This window comes from Paenibacillus terreus, from assembly GCF_042138595.1.
In the GTDB taxonomy this organism is placed as follows: domain Bacteria; phylum Bacillota; class Bacilli; order Paenibacillales; family Paenibacillaceae; genus Paenibacillus; species Paenibacillus terreus.
Genome location: NZ_JBHIRX010000001.1, coordinates 45,703 through 63,980 on the forward strand (window position 1 = coordinate 45,703; position 18,278 = coordinate 63,980).

Sequence of the window (18,278 nt, forward strand, 5' to 3'; positions counted from 1 at the left end):
AAATCCTCCTGTCTACTTCTGTTCTTATTTGGTTTAAATTTGAGGCCCGATATCACCGATGTCATAAGGGGTCTCCTGGTACACATAGTAATTCAGCCAATTAGAGAATAATAAGTTGGCATGAGCCCGCCACGTGGATGGGGGCGTACGGGTTGGATCGTCCTGCGGGAAATAATTTTTGGGCAAAAGAACATTGTCAAGGCCCTTGGCTATATCCCGGTCATACTCCCATTTCAGGGATAACGGATCATACTCGGAATGGCCTGTCACAAAGATCTGCTTGCCGTCCGTCGTAGCCACAATATACACGCCGGCTTCTTCCGATTCCGAAAGCAGCTCCAGCCCGGGAATACGTTCAATATCCTCGCGGCGGACTTCCGTATGCCGTGAGTGCGGCGCGAAGAAGACTTCGTCAAAGCCGCGCAGCAGCTTCACATGCGGCTTGTTTACCGTATGGGAAAAGACGCCGAAGCATTTGCTGTCCAGTCCGTATTTGGGAACACCGAAATGGTGATACAAGCCTGCCTGCGAAGCCCAACATATATGCATGGTGGAGGTCACATTGGTCCGGGTCCAGTCAAAGATGCCGCGAATCTCCTCCCAATAGTTTACATCTTCAAATTCAAGCTGCTCTACAGGCGCACCCGTAATTATCATACCGTCAAAACGGGTATTTTTGATTTCGTCAAATGTTTTGTAAAACATGTCCAGATACTCCTGGGACGTGTTTTTGGACACATGCGATTGCGGGTGAACGAGCGTGACATCCACTTGAAGCGGGGTATTGCCGATCAGCCGCAGCAGCTGGGTTTCGGTCGTTTCTTTGGTTGGCATCAGGTTAAGAATCGCAATGCGGAGCGGACGGATATCCTGGTGATAGGCCTTGCTCTCGTCCATGACAAAAATGTTCTCACCCGCAAGGATCTCCTTCGCAGGCAGGGTGTCTGGAATTTTAATCGGCATAATGCTCACTCCTGTTCGTGAAGTTTGCGAAAATCATTGCTGAGATGCCGGGCATATTAAAAATGACCTTCCTCGCAGCACGAGAAAGGTCATATCTGATTCATATGCGCCTCTCTCATCTCTCAGGTCCATTTCCTAAAGGAAATGTAACCTGCAAGAATTAGCACCGTGCGGATCACCGCCGGTTGCCGGGTTTCATCGGGCTAGTCCCTCCACCTGCTCTTGATAAGATTTCGCTTTTTTTAATTTTAACTATTTCAAATATCCTGTATCAAACTTTAATGCATGAACGCCTATCTCGTCAAGCAGAAAAATCCATTCATTGCGCACACGGATTCGGCTGCCCCCATAAGATGAAAACAGCAATGAAAATGTCCAATTTAGCCCTTGAAAGGCCATCTGGCGGGCGTTATACTAGACAAGTGCTGCAGGCGGCTGAAGCTATATGCGCAGTTCAAGATTTGCGTATAGGGCTGCGGCGGCTCATCTTAATATAATTCGATAGGGGTGACACCAACCATGGAAGGCGACCCGAGTCCGTATAGGCGGCGGAAGCATGACAACAGCATAGGAATGACTTCAGCTTGCCGGAGACGGGACGCACGTTCTGCATGCCTGTGGAGCTTCTAACTTCCTGGGTCTGGGCACCAGGCTGAAAGCATTCCTTATGGACATCATTCGCCCTGGGGCGAAACATAAGGAGTGAGAGAAATGAAAATCCGGTTAGTGAATAACGGGGTATTTACCCTCATTGACGACATTGAAAAAACATTGACGGCACCAGCCGACGGCTTTTACTGGATTGATGCCGATGTAGAAGATCTCGAGGTGCTGCAGCCGCTCTTTTCCATTCATGATCTGGCTGTGGAGGACTGTCTGAGCGAAGAAGACCAGCGTCCGAAAATTGAAATATATGATAATCATTACTTTATCGTTGTAAACAGCATCCGGTTTGATGATGAAGAAATTTTTCTGCGTTCCCTCAATATTTTTCTCGGCAGACATTTTATCATCACCATCACCAGACAGAAAATCAATGAGCTTCGCTCCCTTAAGCCCCTGCTTTGGGAGCAGGAAGTAAACTCGCCTGACCGTTTTATGTATCTGCTGATCGACCTGATCGTGGACAATTATTTTCTCGTCGGCGACCGGATCGAGGTTCGGATCGAAAAGCTTGAGGAAGACATCCTGATGCATACGAAAAAATCTCATTTGAACGAGATTATCGGTCTGCGCAGTGAAATTTTATGGCTTAAAAAAGTGCTGGGCCCGCAGAAGGAAGTCATCAACACGTTGAACAAACGGGATTTGCGCCTGATTGACGAGCAGTTGCAGAAATATTTTAGCGACATTTATGAAAACGCGGTAAAAATTTCCGAAACCTTTGACACCTACCGTGATCTGATGGGCAACCTTCGTGAAGCCTACCAGTCCAGCATTGCCAACCGGGCCAACGAAATCATGAGAGTGTTTACAGCGATCACCACCGTCTTCATGCCTTTGACCGTCATTACCGGAATTTATGGAATGAACTTTCAATTTATGCCTGAATTGCACACACGCTACGGATATTTTGTTGTGCTTGGCGTGATGATCGCACTGGGCAGCAGCATGTTTTTGATTTTCCGCAAGAAAGACTGGATTTGAGCCTCATAGGCATATTGAAACTGAAAGACGGAGCCTTCCTTCGGGACAGGGTCCGTCTTTGTGCTTTAACTGCCGTTAGGTTCAACTGGCACTGCGTTTGCCGGCTTCATCACGGCGGTGCCAGATACGCACGAGCCGCAACCGTTCATAAATTTCATCCAGCTTCAGATCAGTATTGTTCTGGTCGCCGTACACCCGCTGCATGACAGGCTTCAAAAAGCGGTCTCCCAGTTCCTCGTAGGCCGCCCGAATCGCCGCCTGCTCCTGCTCCGGAGCAGCCAACAGCTCACTACGGATGACATTATCCACATCATATCCTTCTTTCATGAGCACCTCCAGCATTTCAATGACTTCCCTGCGCGGCAGTCCAGCCTGCCGGCTGATCTCCTCCAGGCCGAGGCCTTCCACCGCTCCCTGCAAAACCGCCTGGCGCTGATTAAACCTGTCGAGCTCCAGCTTGTACTTCTGTTCCTTCTGGCGATAGCTCCAATTGATAAAGTCATGGGCATCAAGCTCCTCCAGAACCCAATGCAAAGGAAATGCACGATATTGCTCCCACTTGCAGGTGATAGCCAGCAAATCCGTTCCATAAGCCCGCACCTTGCTCTCCCCCATACCCGGCAGTTCTAGCAGTTCCGCTTCATTTCGTGGAAGAAAAACACTGATCAGCTTCAGCAAACGGTTGCTGGCAATCATATACGGTGCCCTATGCTCGGCTGCTGCCCGGCGACGGCGCCATACCGTAAGCTCGGTATACACATCATCACGGGGATGAAGATCGCTGTAGCAGCACAGCTTCTGCACAAACAACCCACGGTTCCCGCCTTCTTCGCGTTCATGGAATACCCCGTCAATAAGCGGGCGGTACCCTTCGGACAGCTTCAAAGCCAGCTGATAGCGGTAAATGGAGAGCATCTCCTGCCATGAACGACCTTCATACCAGACGCTATCTTTCGCGCCATCTCCTTCTGTGGTCCGCCAGCCGACAGACCATACTCCCTCTTCTTCCCCGATCCATACCTGGGCAGCCCCCAGCCCGTCGACTTCCTCCGTCTTCGACAGCTTGTTCAAGAATACAATCTCCATACTGCAAACCTCCTCAAAGCTATGTCAGCATCCGGCAACAAAAAAAGCACCTATTCTGCGTAATTCGCAAAATAGGTGCTTCCTTATAAACCGTACTATGCTGTTAAACTTATCTTATAACGGAAATGTATGCCTCGTCAAAGCTTTTTTTTCACAAGAAACATCATATTCCCAACCGGGCCAGCGCAAGCGCGCCGGACAAGCCGGCATTGTCGCCAAGTCCGGGAGGAACGATATAGCTGTCGATATCCGCCGTAAGGCTTGCATGCTGAACGTAGCCCTGAAGCAGCTCCTGCAGCTTGCGGCGGACCAGTGGGAATATCTGCTCCTGCTTCATGACTCCGCCGCCCATAATAATTTTTTGCGGGGAAAGGATCAGAACGTAATTCATCAAGGCCTGTGCGAGATAATAAGCCTCCATCTCCCATGCGGGATGATCCGCGGGCAGCTCTGCCCCCTGAGTCCCCCACCGCTTGTTGATGGCAGGTCCTGCAGCCAGGCCTTCCAGACAGTCGCCATGATAAGGACAGAAGCCTGCAAAAGTGTCTTCCGCATGACGGCGGACCAGAATATGGCCCATTTCCGGGTGAGACAAGCCGTGAAGCAGCTGCCCTCCAACTACGGCTCCCGCGCCAATGCCCGTTCCAACTGTAATATAGATGCAGCTGTCCAGGCCTTTGGCAGCTCCCCATGTGTATTCACCCAGAGCGGCTCCGTTTACGTCCGTGTCAAAGCCCATCGGAACATCAAAATGTGCCTTCAGCTTGCCGATCAGATTATAGTTGCTCCAGTGGGGCTTGGGAGTTGTTGTAATGTACCCGTATGTACTGCTGCCGACAATCGGATCAATGGGTCCGAAGGAACCGACTCCGATCGCTTCGACGTTTTTTCCTTCGAAATAGTCAATGACCCGGGCCATCGTTACCTCAGGCGCTTCCGTCGGGAAGCTGACCCTGTCCATAATTTCCCCCTGCTCGTTTCCGATACCGCATACAAATTTAGTCCCACCTGCTTCAATAGCGCCCAATACTGACATTTCAATCTCTCCCTTCCTTATGTAATCCAATCCTTCAGCCCAAACGTTTGCGCAAGGTCGCCTTCCAGCTCTCCGACAGCGCCTCTACATCGAGCAGACGTTTCGTCTCCTCAATCTGATCCTTCCGTTGGTACATAATCCGGTTGGCCTCCATGACGGTGATGTGCTCTTTCCGCCTCTCCACCAGTTCCATCGCATCCCCCGCAGCCAGTTCGCCCTCTTCAAGCACTCGGAAATAATAGCCCGTATACCCTGTCTGCTGAAACTGCTGCGGCAGCTCCTTCCATCCGTATTTTGCGGCCAGTTTGAAGCAGGGCTGACGGGGCTGGCTGATTTGCACAAGCGCACGGCCAAGCCGGTAAATGTCCCCAATGCTGACTGTATCCTCCGCTGCCCCCGATATCGTCACATTTTCCCCGAAAGCCCCGAAAGCAAGCTCACGATCCATCAGCTGCGCAAAATACGCATAGCGGCTGTGATCATAAACGCACACCGCCTTGTCCGGACCTCCATGATTCACGAGATCGGCTTGTCCGTCACCAGGAATCCCGCTGCGTGTCAGAAGGATGGGTCCGTCTGCGGGTAATTTGTTAATACCGCTGAGCACTTCCTTTCCGCCGTGCATGAGCACGGACGGCAATCCAATGTTCACGGAGACGGCTGAAGCCGCTGCGTTGTTCATGTCTGATCCTCCTGCGATATATACTTATCCTATCTTCTCCTGAAATGTTCCAAACGTCAATTATGGAAAGCTAAAACGTTTGCAGATTCGTTCCGAATATGAGCGTATTGCTCAGTTTGCGGCCGGGAGCCGTCTGCATTTTGCCCCCTGCGTACATGCCGGAGGAGGCACCCCCGTCTAGATTCATGGCCTGCTTTGCGCCCAGCTTGTCCATGATTGCTGCCCACTGCTTCATGGTCGCTGCCGGTACCGTGGCGAGCAGGACCGATCCGTCAGGCATGATGGCAATTCCGCTGCGCGCCCCGGAAGCGCTCAATATCTTCGGATCCTTGAAGCCCTCCGCTTCAGGATTCAGCGAGATTTTACCGTCCGTGATCAGCCTCGGACCGGCGCCTACTCCGGTCACTACGTCCTGCCAATCAGGGGCTTCGCCCTTTTGGTTGTTGTATGCCGTGGTCAAGGTTACGGCCGCTCCCTCTGCAAACCGCTGCGCCGTGCTTTTCATCGTCCCGGTAAACACGAGCACATATCCATCCTTCGGAATGGAGGCATTTGTATTTATCCCATTTTTAACGACAATCCCGTCACGTACGGTTACGGCAATGCCCCCCTTGAACCCTACCGTCGCCCCGCGTTCCGGCGTGTACATCATCGAGGTGTTTGCATTTTCGGCGGGAGTTCTGTTCATAAAATTCGCATACCAGCCCAAGGATCTGCCGTCTTTTCCTGTTACCCGCCCGGTAATATTGACACTCAACACGTCCATGACCACCGTTCCATCCCGCTTGAAGCCCACCGTGGTGCCATATCTGCCAATGTGAATGACCTTGCCCCCGGAAATCAGCATGCCATACGGATCAGGAGCTCCGTTATACGCTTCGAAGAACGCGCCATTGATGGCGGCTTCGGCATGATATTTTTGGACGATACCGCTCAAATCCTGGGTTTTGCCGACCTGCCCCTCTGCCAAACCGATGGACGCCGGTGTGCCTTTCGGAATGCTGACCGTCTTGACGGTAAAAGTGCGTCCGGCAGCAGTTACTTTTTTCACCGCTGTTTGTATCCCTTTCTGCCCCAAAGCCTCCGCCCGGGGTATTCCATATCCGGACAGTAAAAAGGACGCCGACATCATCAATGTCAGCACCCCGGCTATCCATTTTTTCCATTGCTTACGTGTCCCGCTGCTCATGATCCTGCCGCCACTCCCATCATTATGCTCAGGCTCTTCATTTCAAGCTGTTCAAACTTGGCCGCGATGAGCGCGTGATCAAGCTGCAGCAGACTGCTTTCCAGCGAGCAGGCAACCGGCACTTCACAATGGATTTCGGCCAGCCTGCGCGACAGATGAAGCATGTCCAGATCGTTCTCGATCTTCTTTCTTACCGATGGGCTCAGATTCTCCAGGTTAGCGAGGATACCCTCGATGGAGCCGTATTCCTGTACCAGCTTCAATGCCGTTTTCTCGCCGATGCCGCGCACCCCGGGGTAGTTGTCGCTTGTGTCCCCCATCAGCCCTTTTACATCTATGATTTGACGGGGCTGAAGCCCTTTCTCTTCCATCAGGCTTTCGGGTGTATAGACCATATAGTTGCCCTGGCCCTTTTTCATAATTATGACTTTAATCCGCTCATCCACCAGCTGCAGAAGGTCATGGTCGCCTGACAGAATCAGCACGTCCGTATTTTCGCCACGGGAATAATGACGGGCCAGGGTACCGATGCAATCATCCGCTTCGTAGCCCTCTGCCCCAATGTTCGGAATCCCGAGACTATCCATGACTTCACGAATTAAAGCAAACTGTGGGATCAGATCATCCGGAGCCTCCGCACGGTTGCCTTTGTATGCGGCAAAATGCTCCCCCCTGAACGTCTTGCCTCCCATATCCCAGCAGCAGACGACATGAGTGGGGCCGAAGGCCTGCACCGCATCCCAGAAATAGCGGATAAAGCCATAGATGGCATTGGTCGGGATTCCTTCTTTGGTGCGCCGTATATATCCATGGGCTGCTGTTGCGTAATAGGCGCGGAAGAGCAGGGCCATTCCGTCCACCAGCATAACTGATTGTCCATTGTTTTGTGTCACGTAAGTGTCTCGCTCCATTTCCGTAAAAATAATCTTGTTCGAGTATACCATATTGGCGGTCATTTAGGGGCCTGCCCATCCACTTTCCTGCCTTTTACTCACATTGCAAAAAGACAGGCTCACGCCTGTCCCCATACCTCGCTGTATTGATCCTCTTTAAATCCGACGCTGACCCGCTGCCCGTCGGTAACGACAGGCCGTTTAATCAGCATGCCGTTGGAAGCAAGCAGGTTCAGCTGCTCCTCCCGGCTCATGCCCGGCAGTTTGTCCTTCAGCTTCAATTCCTTGTACACCTCGCCGCTTGTGTTAAAGAACTTTTTCAGGTCCAGCCCGCTCTTGTCCACAAGCTCCGCAAGCTGGCCGGCTGTTGGCGGCTCCTCCACAATGTGGTGAAGCTCAAGCTCATGTCCGTGGTTTTGCAGCCATTTTACCGCATTGCGGCAGGTGCTGCACTTCGGATATTGATAAACTGTTAATTTACTCATATAACATGTCCTCCATCATTTCGTCCCAATACGATGCTCTTCTTTAGCAATTATATGTTATTTGCAGCCTGCAACGCCTCTTCCAGACGAAGCAAATCCGGCGGCAGCGGGGCCCGGAAGGTGCACCGCTCTCCAGTGAGCGGATGATCGAAGGAAAGCTCGGCGGCGTGCAGGGCCTGTCTTGAAATCACACTGTCGAGAAATGCCTTTCGTTCGGCCTTGCCGGCATCAGCATTTTCATCATCCGCGGGATGGATAAAATACATCGGATCTCCGATCAGCGGACAGCCGATATGCGTCATGTGCACACGGATCTGGTGCGTACGCCCGCTTTCCAGCTTCAAGGAGATTCTGCTGCCTTCCGGCCATCTCTTCTCAAGATTGTAAAGCGTGAGGGCAGAATATCCGTCAGGCGTTACGATGCGCTTGTGCGGATTGAGAGGATCGCGGTCGATCGGTCCATCCACTCTTCCAGTCGGCGGCTCCGGGCAGCCGTGTACATAAGCCGTATAACGCTTGTCCACCGTACCTGCAATCATTTGCCCGGATATATGCTGGTGGGCATACGGGTTCTTGGCTATAGCCAGTACACCCGAGGTATCCTGATCCAGCCGGTGAACAGGACGGAAGCGGAACGATTCTCCCTTGGACTGCCAGTAATACACAACCGCATTAGCCAGTGTTCCCGTATAGTGGCCATGCGTCGGATGAACAATCATACCCGCAGCTTTATTCACAATAAGAAGATGCTCATCCTCATACAGGATATCAAAGGGGATAGGCTCAGGCAGAATATCCTCCGAGGTTTCCCGCTCCATCCGGATTTCCACACAGTCACCCGGTCGCACCTTCACATCGACATATACACGGCTTCCGTTGAGCATAATTCCCTGCTCCGTAAGCTTCAGACGGGACAGGAGCTTGCGTGATACGCCCATTCTTTTGTGCAAAACCGTTCTCAGCAGCATGCCTTCGTCTTCCGGTGGAACCTTATATGCAATCGGATCATAATAAGCGGTCATTCTTTTCTACCAAACACCTTTTTGCTGCGCACGTATTCCACGTCAGCCACTCCCAGCCTTGCATTGGCCGTACGCGCAGCCACGAAGAAATAGTCGGATAGCCTGTTCAAATACCTGCGGACGGCAGGGTTAACTTCTGTATGGGAGCCAAGCGTTACCGACCGCCGCTCAGCACGGCGGCATACTGTACGGCACACGTGAAGAGCTGAAGAGAGGCGGCTGCCGCCAGGAATAATAAAGCGCTCCACCTTCGGGTTCTCCTCTTCACAGCGGTCGATCCACTGCTCAAGCCGGAGCACCATCTCTTCCTTTACCTTATATTTTTTATCGCTAAGCCTTACAAAAGCCAGATCGGAGCCGCAATCGAACAGCTCCTGCTGAATTTCGGCCAATTGCTGCCGCAGATCTTCATAGACGTCCTCTTCCGCAAAGCTGATTGCCTGTCCGACAAAGCTGTTCAATTCATCAATGGTGCCGTAAGCTTCAACCCTGTCATCATCCTTGCGGACCCGTCCCCCAATGACAGAGGTTTCACCTTCATCTCCCGTTCTTGTATATACGCCCATCATATTCCTCCTTTACGATCATAGCTCCAAAATAGTCAGTGTTCAAAAAGTCAGGTTTTCAGCACCGAGAAGGTTGAATGAAGATAGGGACTGAGGAGCGGAGCGTACTTGGGGTACGTGAGCCCCGGAAGGCCCGGCTGAATTCAAGATTCGATGTCGAGTCCGCTGCCTGACTTCCTTCGTGATCAAAAGATGACTTTTTGAACTACCTCTACAAATTAGAAATAAGGAGTCTGTCCCATGATTAAACATATCGTCTTTTTTAAACTGAAAGACCGCTCTCCTGAAAGCGTTGAACATACGGCCTCCGTTCTGCGCAGCATGAACGGTAAAATCAAGGAAGTGCTGTCGCTGGAAGTGGGGGTCGATGTCATTCGTTCCGAACGTTCCTTCGATATTTCGCTGACGGTGGTGTTAGAAAATCTGCAGGACCTGCAGGCTTACCAGGTTCATCCGGTGCATCAGGAAATCATTCAGCATATCAACGAAGTAAAGGATGTATCCTTTGCGGTGGATTATGAAATCTGACAGGCAGCGAATGATATGGAATGGCCGTCATGGTGCAAATGGCCGGTTTGACGGCAGTTATACCGGGAAGGAGGTGCGGGACAAATGTACTATGTGAACAGAGAACAGATTGAGCTGCGTCTCAAGGCAATTCCCGAGATTGCGGAAGGATTGCGCCGGGTCTCGTCCGGCTGGACTGGCGACCTGATGCAGGGCTTGGTGCAGGAACGCTGCCTGCATCTGGCAATCGAGACGGTAACTGATGCGGGCAGCTATCTGATTGACGGCTTTATTATGCGTGACGCCAGCAGCTACGAAGACATCATCAGTATCATTCATGGGGAAGAAGTTATTGACGAGTCTGTCTTTGCACCAATTTATGAGCTGGTATCCCTGCGCAAGCCCTTGGTTCAGGAATATTTCCGTTGGAAACGTGGCGAGCTTCATAAGCTGACTCCGCTGCTGCCTGAGGTGCTGGAACGGTTTGCGGCCAGTGTGGAAGGCTATCTGGACCGTGAGTTGGGAACACAGCCAGCGGGCAGTAAATGATTTGGAGTATATGATGAATACTGTACCCGAAATGTCTACACGACGTCTGATTATGACATTGCTGAAAACAAGAGGGCCCCTGGGCGTTTCTTCCCTCGCGGCAGAGCTCGGCATTACCGAGATGGGGGTCCGAAGACACCTGAAGGCTATGGAGCAGGAAGGTTTTATTGAGGTCGCCGTTGTGCGCCAGGCTATGGGACGGCCTGTCTATAAATTTGGCCTGAGTGAACGTGGGGATGAGCAGTTTCCGCGCAACTACGATCATCTGCTGGTGGACCTGCTGGAGGAGCTGAATGAGCTTCAGGGGGCAGGGGCCGTTGACGCGCTCTTCGAAGGAAGAAAGCGCAAATTGATCCGCCGTTATATGCCGCAGCTTGAGGGCAGGTCCTTGCCGGCACGGATCAGGAAGCTTGCAGACATTCAACATACAGCCGGTTATATGACGTATTGGAACACGGAAGAAGACGGAAGCTTTACGTTCTATGAGTACAACTGCCCGATTGCGCAAGCAGCGAACCGTTACCGCAAAGCCTGCGAGTGTGAGCAGCATATGTTTGAGGAGCTGCTGGAAGCGGAGGTGCTCCGCACCGATTGCCTGGCGGAAGGCGGCCGCTGCTGCCGGTATAAAATCTTGCCCCGCCAGAGTTAGATCCGATAGCACTTTACCTGTAACAAGCCAAGCCCATCCTGCTTATAATGCATTAAAAAGGTGGGCGTTCGCCCGGTAAGACAGATCTCGCTTGCGGGAGAGGCACTTCATGATTATGCCTGAAGCGCTGCTCCCGTCAACAGGGTCTTTCCGGTCCCGGGGCCTGGTCGAAGGAGAGATTGTTATGGATCAAAAAGGCAAATTGGTGATGTGGGGTGCTATTGCAGGCACCATTCTTGGTTCAGCCGCAGCCTTGCTGCTGGCACCAAAATCGGGGCGCGAGCTGCGCAAGGATCTAGCGGAATGCACCCAGCAGCTCAGCGAGGCAAGCCTGTCTGTGGCGGACAAAATCGGGACAGCGGGCCTCCAGCTTGTAGACATCGTCAAAGATACAGCTTCCTATGCGGTTCAGGAGGTCCGCCAGGCGTATGGCAAGCAGGAGGAAGAGGAAAAGGTAACCATCTCTGCGATCGATGCGGAGAAGCCGGAAGCACACCGGGAAAACAACGACAGCTATTATATCTGATCTCTGCAGCCGGGTTCGTCCCTAAGGGGAATGGACCCGGCTTTTGCATGGCCTTCCGTTAATAACAGGCAGCCGCGGACTTGGTGGAGAACTGCCTTTTGTTTCACTTTTAACGTACCTTTTGAACTTGTCTCACATAAGTTATGTAGAAGAGTGATAGCAAGAGGGATAACAACAATGAGGAAAGCGGTGTGTTCGTGCAGCAGGCTATTGCAATTTTGGATTCCGGCGTGGGGGGACTGACCGTTGTCAAAGAAGTCATGCGTCAGCTTCCGCGCGAGAAAATCATTTACTTCGGAGACACCGCGCGAGCCCCCTACGGCCCACGTCCGGCTGATGAGGTTTTAAAATTCACCGGACAGATCGTTGATTTTCTCATTCAATTTGATCCCAAGGTCATTGTCATTGCCTGTAATACGGCAACGGCAGCGGCGCTTGACGAAATCAGCAGCAGGGTCAGCGTGCCAGTGATCGGAGTCATTCATCCGGGAGCCCGTGCCGCCATCAGCGCTACGAATACAGGCCGTGTGGGAGTCATCGGCACGGTTGGGACCATTCGCAGCGGCGCGTATACCACAGCCTTGAAGCAGCTGTCTCCTTATATTGAGATCGTAAGCTTGGCTTGCCCTTCGCTGGTTCCTATCGTGGAGAGGGGAGAGTTCCGCTCGGAAAACGTTTCTCTGATTGTTCAAGAGTCACTTTCGCCTATGAAAAATTATAATATTGATTGTCTTATTCTCGGGTGTACCCATTATCCTTTTCTGAGGGAGACCATTCAGGAAGTGATGGGGCCTCATGTCAAGCTTATAAGCTCCGCCGATGAGACGGCAAGGGAGACAAGCACAATACTTTATAACAAGGGCAAGCTGGCCTCCGGAGATACATTGCCGATCCATCAGTTTTACTGCTCCGGGGATCCTCTCTTGTTCCGAAGTATTGCGAGACAGTGGCTCGGGGAGCAAATCCGCAACATCCCTGTCTTGTGGCAGGTGACCCGTCTTGGATGACCATAAATGGACGCGCCCGGAAGCTTCAATGCTGCCGTTCCCGCGAGGGGCGGCTTTTTTCACGTTTATAGAAGTAGTTCAAAAAGTCATCTTTTGATCACGAAGGAAGTCAGGAAGTGGACTCGACATCGAATCTTGAATTCAGCCGGGACTAAGCGGATGCTTCCGAAGTATGTTTCCAACGGAAACATTTCAGGTGCTCACGTACCCCAAGTACGCTCCGCTCCTCAGTCCCTAGCTTCATTCAACTCAAGCGTTTTGAAAAAACGCACTTCGGAAGCATAGGCTTCGGTGCTGAAAACCTGACTTTTTGAACACGTACTTATAGAAAAGGTCCCGAATCACGGATTGGGTAGGCTGGCATAAATTGGAGTATAACATCGCATTGAAATTGAAGCAGAGAAACGGAACATGCTGCCGGGAGGAATGGGAATGAAACAGGTTGTTATTCGTTCTGGGAAAACATGGTTGTCCGGGAGTTACGGGTATAAGCATCTAATGCAAGATATCGAGCATTTGCACGAAAAATACAATTTTGTAAAAGTAAGCTGTATAGGTAAAAGTGTGATGGGAAAAAGCATTCCCTGTGTAGAGATTGGTGAAGGGAAACGCAGAATAGCGGTAAATGCGGCGGTCCATGCCAATGAATGGATTACCGCCCCATGTGTGCTGTATTATCTGGAGTGTTATGCCGCGGCAGCGACATCCAGAAGAGCCCTCTATGGACATGATCCGGAGCGCTGGCTGCAGGAGATTACACTAAGCGTAGTGCCTATGGTCAATCCGGACGGTGTGGATCTGGTCCTTGAGGGAGCAGGCGCTTCCCATCTTGAACGGGATAAGGTTCTGGAGTGGAATGAGGGAAACCCTGATTTCAGCTCCTGGAAGGCCAATATTCGCGGAATCGATCTGAACGACCAGTTTCCGGCGTATTGGGAGGATGAATTGCAGCGGCGGGCCACGAAGGGACCGGGTCCGCGCGATTATGGCGGAACAGAGCCGCTCTCCGAGCCTGAAGCGCGTGCCTTGGCCGATTGGACACGCCGTTTGCTGCCGGATATGGTGATCTCTTTTCATACTCAGGGAAGGGAGATTTACTGGAATTACCGGGACAGAGAGCCGGCGGACAGCCTGGCATGGGCGCAGAGGCTGGCCGGTGCCGCGAATTACAGGGCAGTCAGGCTAAGTGACAGTGATGCAGGCTATAAGGATTGGTTCATCCTGGAATTTGGCAGACCGGGCTTTACGGTGGAATTGGGGGAAGGTGTCAATCCGCTGCCGCTGCGTGATTTCGACAGCCTGTGCAGGGATACGGGTCAGGTGCTGTCAGCCGCACTTTCCGGATTGAGCTGCTGAATAGTTGAAACCTTTATGGGAAACAGGCGTAGTTTAACTTGCGGGAAGATCGGCGCTTCCGGAAGGAAGCCTGATTTTTCACCAGCCTTCTTCATTTTCTTGGGAAAAGGGTATGCTATACATGAACAATTATATTTGGCTGCAAAAGATGTGAAATGGAGCTGATATCCATGAAATGGAGAAAATTATGGTCCCTGCGGCAGTGGGCGCATGTACTGCGCCGTCTTCCCCGCCTGCTTGCTTCCTCTCAGGTGCCGCTTGGGGACAAGCTGTTGTTTTTTGTACCTGCACTGCTTTATTGGGTTCTTCCGGACATTATTATTCCGATTCCATTCATGCCTCTTGATGATATCGGTGTAACGATGCTCCTGATGAACTGGTTCGTGACCAGAACGGAGCGCAAGTATCCGCAGCTTGCCGAGCCAGATCGCATCCGGGTAAAATGAACGGTATTCGCATTTTGTCCAAATACCAGTATTGCGATTCTATAAATTATTCATTACAATAGGAATATTGACTTTCAACCATCAGGGATGCGGCAAATCCTGAAATATCATACATTATGCTGCCTAATAGGAGATGAAGCAAATGAAATGCAAAATTACACGCAATGCGGCCAAAGTGCTGAAGCTTGAACTGGATAAACCCGAGAACAGCGGAAAATTGCTGAGAGTGATCGTGACTCACGCGCACGGAGATCATGCGCACTATGGCCTTGACCTCGACACACCGAAAGAAGGAGACATCGTAGTCTCCACAGATAAAGACATCGACGTGATTCTTGAAGAAGGCCAGCCGTTCCTGGACGGTGTCAAAATAGACTATTTGTATTTCCCTGAAGAGGGCTTTGTCATTACGAATCCTTCGATGGGCAACCACGGTGACCATTAAGACCGCATGGAGAGGATGAAATATGGCTAACGATATTCGTGTCTGCGATAAATGTCAGTTCGTCCGGATGAAGTCCATTATTCCGAAGCTGCAGAAAATGGCGCCTGATGCCGAGATCAAAATCGGCTGCAAATCGTATTGCGGACCCTGCGGCAAGCGTGCGTTTGTGTATGTGAACGGACGGTATGTGAGCGCACCGACGGAGGAAGAAGTGCTGGCCAAAGCGGCAGCATTTATCAAACAGCCGAGTGTGAAGGCTTGATCCGGATTTGTAAGATGATAACTTAGGTATATTCAGCCAAAGAACCCCCGGGGCCGCGAAGACGGCAATGGGGGTTCTTTGAATAGTCCTGCCTCCGGCTGTTCATCCTATAGGGCAAATACTTATTAGCACTGCGAAAGGGGAACAGGTAATGTCGCAATACGATTCCAATCTGCAAAACCAGAGTGTTGCCGCCCAAACGCAAAATTCCGTGGACAGGTTTCATAATGCAGTAACACAGGCCATGTCACATCCGAACGAACAGCTGGTGGAGCAGGCTGAGCACTCCCAGGCCCACGCTAGGCACGCCCTTGAACAAGCCAGGGAAAGCCTCGGGGACGATATGGTGGAAGCGGCGGAGGAAATGATGGCTGCCGAGGAACGCAGGCTCGATTCAATTAAAAAGACAGGCCTAAAATAGGAGACGCTCCGAGAACGAACCATTCCTTTAATCGCTGTTGCCCCCAAATTTCCTGTGATTGATTTTTAAGCGGTAGAAATTCGGGGGCAAAGGCGAACGCTCCGCTTTGCCGGAATTGCTTCGTCCTCTCCGCTGCTCCGTGCAAACCCATACTTAAAACACCCAATCGGAAACAGCGAATCTCCTGCGGTTTCTGATTGGGTAAAAAAAGAACGAGAACATGAGCGAAACCCGCCTGTTCTCGTTCTTTTGTGCTTCTTTTAAATAAAAACGGCTGCTTTCTATTTTCCTTTGTTCATGGCGATGAAGATTTCGCGCCGTCAGACGGCTCCGTGCTCATAGCAGCGGGATTCCAACGGCGGATCAGGCCGTAGGTGATAACTTCATCTGATATAGCAATCCGGTTAAGCGTCTCCTGATACCCCGGCCCGCAGGCCTGAATATCGGTCTGTTCTCCCGTCCCCGCGTTGTAGCACGTTCCGTTGACAAAGGTATTGTCCTTGGACGGCATGTAGTATACCTTTCCGTCCGTGAATGCCCCTGAACGAAGGATGACCATCCGCTGCTTGCCGCTGAATAAATTGTTGCCCATAAAATGATAAGGCTCCGAGGAGATGCCCAGCAGATGCAGAACGGAAGGAGCAATATCCAGTTGGCCTGCCGGCTCGTTGTATACGCCCGCGCTTCCTCCATCCGGCAGATGCACAAGCAGGGGCACCTGATTCATGATTTTTTGCATGTCGAGGTCGGACAGGGATTTTCCTAAAAACTTCTCATACATCGCCTTGTCCTGAATGGAATTGTCATGATCCCCGTAGAACATCAGGATGGTGTTGTCCCACATGCCGTTCGATTTCATTTGTGCCATCAGCTCACCGAGAGCCTGATCCACATAATGCACGGATTCCAGATAATCGCCGAACATGGTGCCCTTGAATTCGCCTGTGTCCAGGCCGGTGCCTTCCGGATGAATGTTATACGGATGATGGCTCGACAGGGTGATCATAAAGGCGTAAAACGGATTCCCATTCAGTTCCTCAAGCTTGCTGACAGATTGTCTGAAAAAGGACTTGTCTCCCAGCGACCACCCGAGCGGCTCATCAATGACAAAGTCTTTTTTACTGTAAAAATGGTCATAATTCATAGCCTTGTACATCGTATACCGGTTCCAGAAGCTGCTGTCATAAGCATGAAATACATTGGGGCTGTACCCTTCCCGCTTTAGAATAGTCGGCAGCACATCATAGGCATGATCCGGATAACGAATGAAAACCGATCCCGTCTGCAGCGGGTGCAGAGAGCTCTGTACCGAAAAGTCGGCATCAGAGGTTCGCCCCTGGGCGGTCTGATGATAGAAATTGCTGAAATACATGCTTTCCTTCATCAGCTTGTTGAAATTGGGTGTGATCTCCTGACCGTTAATCTGTTTGCCGATAAAGAAGTTCATAAAGGCCTCGCCCTGAATAATCATGACATTGCTGCCTTTGTATTTGCCATAGGTTTCATTTTCCACATGAATCAGACTCTGATGGTCCTTGAACCAAGCCAGGTCTTTGTCCATTTCTTTCTGACCGAGCACCGGCTGCGGCCCCAAATGATCCATGCCGTAACGATAAATATCGTAGCCGTGAAACCCGAGCAGACCTGTCACATTATAAAGCGCGAGCGACCACCAATTGCCAACAAACAGCCCTTTGGCCCATGTCGAGGTATACATCTTGATCGGCCCGAAGGTCAGGACACAGCCCAAGCCCAAGGCCAGCAAGCCGGTACCAATCCGGAGCATCATTTTTCTGCCTGTCCGGCGTCCATTTTCACTAAAAACGGGGCCTTCAAACCATTGTCCGGGTTGTCTGCGGCGGCGCTTTGTTATCCATATCAAATAAGGAATAAAGAGAATCCAGTCTATAAAGAAGAAGATATCCTGCCAATGAATCAGCGATGCGATGCTTCCTCCAAGCGATTCCACCTGACCGGCCTGAAGCAGCACGGGAATGGTGATAAAATCGCCGAAATACCGGTAATACACCATATCCGAGTAAATCAGCGCAGTCAGCAGCACATTTAATACAGCCAGCGCTGCAAACCGTCCGCGCGAAGGCAGCCAGAAGGTCCAGAAGCTGGCGATCAGCAGTGAACCAAAGGCAATGACATAGTCCAGCGGATTCATATCGATGTTTGGGGCGTGCAGTTGAGAATGGAGCAGCCCCAGCTTATACAGAATCAGTATGGCAAAAATCCAGAACCTTGTATGACGGTTCTGCAGCCAGCTGCCGATCCTTGCTCCGGCGCGAAGAATCATACCGGAATTGTACCTGTTCAATTTACATTTCCCCCTTTGGCAATCTATCCGGTCCCAGAGAATTTAGTATCAGAGAGCTCTATTCTAGAGGTAGTTCAAAAAGTCATCTTTTGATCACGAAGGAAGTCAGGAAGCGGACTCGACATCGAATCTTGAATTCAGCCGGGCCTAAGCATATGCTTTCGAAGCATGTTTCCTGCGGAAACATTTCAGGTGCTCACGTACCCCAAGTACGCTCC

General features: G+C 51.3%; 21 protein-coding genes and 1 riboswitch. Of the genes, 11 read left to right on the forward strand and 10 right to left on the reverse strand.

What is annotated here, in order from left to right; genetic code table 11:
* Positions 1-33: 33 nt before the first annotated feature.
* Entirely contained in the window at positions 34-963 is a 930-nt protein-coding gene (metA, locus tag ACE5KN_RS00205; protein WP_375528363.1) for a homoserine O-acetyltransferase MetA, read from the reverse strand.
* 112 nt (positions 964-1,075) lie between these two features.
* A riboswitch (SAM riboswitch) is annotated at positions 1,076-1,195 on the reverse strand.
* A 479-nt stretch (positions 1,196-1,674) separates the two neighbouring features.
* Here metA and corA point away from each other — a divergent pair.
* Positions 1,675-2,610 carry a magnesium/cobalt transporter CorA gene (gene corA, locus ACE5KN_RS00210; protein WP_375528362.1) on the forward strand — a complete coding sequence of 312 codons (936 nt, stop codon included), beginning with the start codon at positions 1,675-1,677 and terminating at the stop codon, positions 2,608-2,610.
* A gap of 81 nt (positions 2,611-2,691) precedes the next feature.
* On the opposite strand, the gene ACE5KN_RS00215 is transcribed toward corA, so the two are convergent.
* From ACE5KN_RS00215 to ACE5KN_RS00250, 8 genes are all read right to left on the reverse strand, one after another.
* Positions 2,692-3,696 (reverse strand): HRDC domain-containing protein, encoded by a 1,005-nt coding sequence (locus ACE5KN_RS00215; protein WP_375528361.1) that lies wholly within the window; start codon positions 3,694-3,696, stop codon positions 2,692-2,694.
* Positions 3,697-3,859: 163 nt separating this feature from the next.
* The gene (locus ACE5KN_RS00220) at positions 3,860-4,732 is read right to left on the reverse strand and encodes an ROK family protein (RefSeq protein WP_375528360.1); all 873 of its coding nucleotides are present in this window, start codon (positions 4,730-4,732) and stop codon (positions 3,860-3,862) included.
* A 34-nt stretch (positions 4,733-4,766) separates the two neighbouring features.
* Positions 4,767-5,414 carry an MOSC domain-containing protein gene (locus ACE5KN_RS00225; RefSeq protein ID WP_375528359.1) on the reverse strand — a complete coding sequence of 216 codons (648 nt, stop codon included), beginning with the start codon at positions 5,412-5,414 and terminating at the stop codon, positions 4,767-4,769.
* Positions 5,415-5,484: 70 nt separating this feature from the next.
* Complete coding sequence (locus ACE5KN_RS00230; RefSeq protein ID WP_375528358.1) at positions 5,485-6,603, reverse strand: phosphodiester glycosidase family protein; 1,119 nt, start codon at positions 6,601-6,603, stop codon at positions 5,485-5,487.
* A complete protein-coding gene (locus tag ACE5KN_RS00235) occupies positions 6,600-7,496 on the reverse strand; it encodes a 5'-3' exonuclease (RefSeq protein ID WP_375528402.1) in 897 nt (298 codons plus the stop codon). The genes ACE5KN_RS00230 and ACE5KN_RS00235 overlap by 4 nt, the downstream gene beginning before the upstream one ends.
* Positions 7,497-7,615: 119 nt before the next feature.
* Positions 7,616-7,981 (reverse strand): arsenate reductase family protein, encoded by a 366-nt coding sequence (locus ACE5KN_RS00240; protein WP_375528357.1) that lies wholly within the window; start codon positions 7,979-7,981, stop codon positions 7,616-7,618.
* 50 nt (positions 7,982-8,031) lie between these two features.
* A complete protein-coding gene (locus tag ACE5KN_RS00245; protein ID WP_375528356.1) occupies positions 8,032-9,003 on the reverse strand; it encodes an RluA family pseudouridine synthase in 972 nt (323 codons plus the stop codon).
* Positions 9,000-9,569, reverse strand: a complete 570-nt coding sequence (locus ACE5KN_RS00250) for a cob(I)yrinic acid a,c-diamide adenosyltransferase (RefSeq protein ID WP_375528355.1) — start codon at positions 9,567-9,569, stop codon at positions 9,000-9,002. Before ACE5KN_RS00250 ends, ACE5KN_RS00245 begins: the two co-directional genes overlap by 4 nt.
* Positions 9,570-9,809: 240 nt before the next feature.
* On the opposite strand from ACE5KN_RS00250, the gene ACE5KN_RS00255 reads away from it, so the two are divergent.
* The 10 genes from ACE5KN_RS00255 (at position 9,810) to ACE5KN_RS00300 (ending at position 15,737) form a co-directional block, all read left to right on the forward strand.
* A complete protein-coding gene (locus ACE5KN_RS00255; RefSeq protein ID WP_355318374.1) occupies positions 9,810-10,097 on the forward strand; it encodes a Dabb family protein in 288 nt (95 codons plus the stop codon).
* 84 nt (positions 10,098-10,181) lie between these two features.
* On the forward strand, positions 10,182-10,625 hold the full coding sequence (locus ACE5KN_RS00260) for a DUF86 domain-containing protein (protein ID WP_375528900.1): 444 nt from the start codon (positions 10,182-10,184) through the stop codon (positions 10,623-10,625).
* A 31-nt stretch (positions 10,626-10,656) separates the two neighbouring features.
* Positions 10,657-11,274: a helix-turn-helix transcriptional regulator gene (locus ACE5KN_RS00265; protein ID WP_375533014.1), complete on the forward strand. Its 618-nt coding sequence runs from the start codon at positions 10,657-10,659 to the stop codon at positions 11,272-11,274.
* A gap of 109 nt (positions 11,275-11,383) precedes the next feature.
* Complete coding sequence (locus tag ACE5KN_RS00270; RefSeq protein WP_375528898.1) at positions 11,384-11,800, forward strand: YtxH domain-containing protein; 417 nt, start codon at positions 11,384-11,386, stop codon at positions 11,798-11,800.
* Positions 11,801-11,997: 197 nt separating this feature from the next.
* Positions 11,998-12,807: a glutamate racemase gene (gene racE / locus ACE5KN_RS00275; protein WP_375528897.1), complete on the forward strand. Its 810-nt coding sequence runs from the start codon at positions 11,998-12,000 to the stop codon at positions 12,805-12,807.
* 432 nt (positions 12,808-13,239) lie between these two features.
* Entirely contained in the window at positions 13,240-14,163 is a 924-nt protein-coding gene (locus ACE5KN_RS00280; RefSeq protein WP_375524957.1) for a M14 family metallopeptidase, read from the forward strand.
* Positions 14,164-14,333: 170 nt separating this feature from the next.
* Positions 14,334-14,609 carry a hypothetical protein gene (locus tag ACE5KN_RS00285; RefSeq protein WP_375524958.1) on the forward strand — a complete coding sequence of 92 codons (276 nt, stop codon included), beginning with the start codon at positions 14,334-14,336 and terminating at the stop codon, positions 14,607-14,609.
* A gap of 142 nt (positions 14,610-14,751) precedes the next feature.
* Entirely contained in the window at positions 14,752-15,054 is a 303-nt protein-coding gene (locus ACE5KN_RS00290) for an iron-sulfur cluster assembly accessory protein (RefSeq protein ID WP_375524959.1), read from the forward strand.
* Between the two features lie 22 nt (positions 15,055-15,076).
* Positions 15,077-15,316, forward strand: coding sequence for a YuzB family protein (locus ACE5KN_RS00295; protein ID WP_375524960.1), 240 nt, complete (start codon positions 15,077-15,079; stop codon positions 15,314-15,316).
* A gap of 151 nt (positions 15,317-15,467) precedes the next feature.
* Entirely contained in the window at positions 15,468-15,737 is a 270-nt protein-coding gene (locus ACE5KN_RS00300; protein WP_375524961.1) for a hypothetical protein, read from the forward strand.
* 295 nt (positions 15,738-16,032) lie between these two features.
* Here ACE5KN_RS00300 and ACE5KN_RS00305 read toward each other — a convergent pair whose 3' ends face one another.
* Positions 16,033-18,039, reverse strand: coding sequence for an LTA synthase family protein (locus ACE5KN_RS00305; RefSeq protein WP_375525123.1), 2,007 nt, complete (start codon positions 18,037-18,039; stop codon positions 16,033-16,035).
* Positions 18,040-18,278 lie beyond the last annotated feature (239 nt).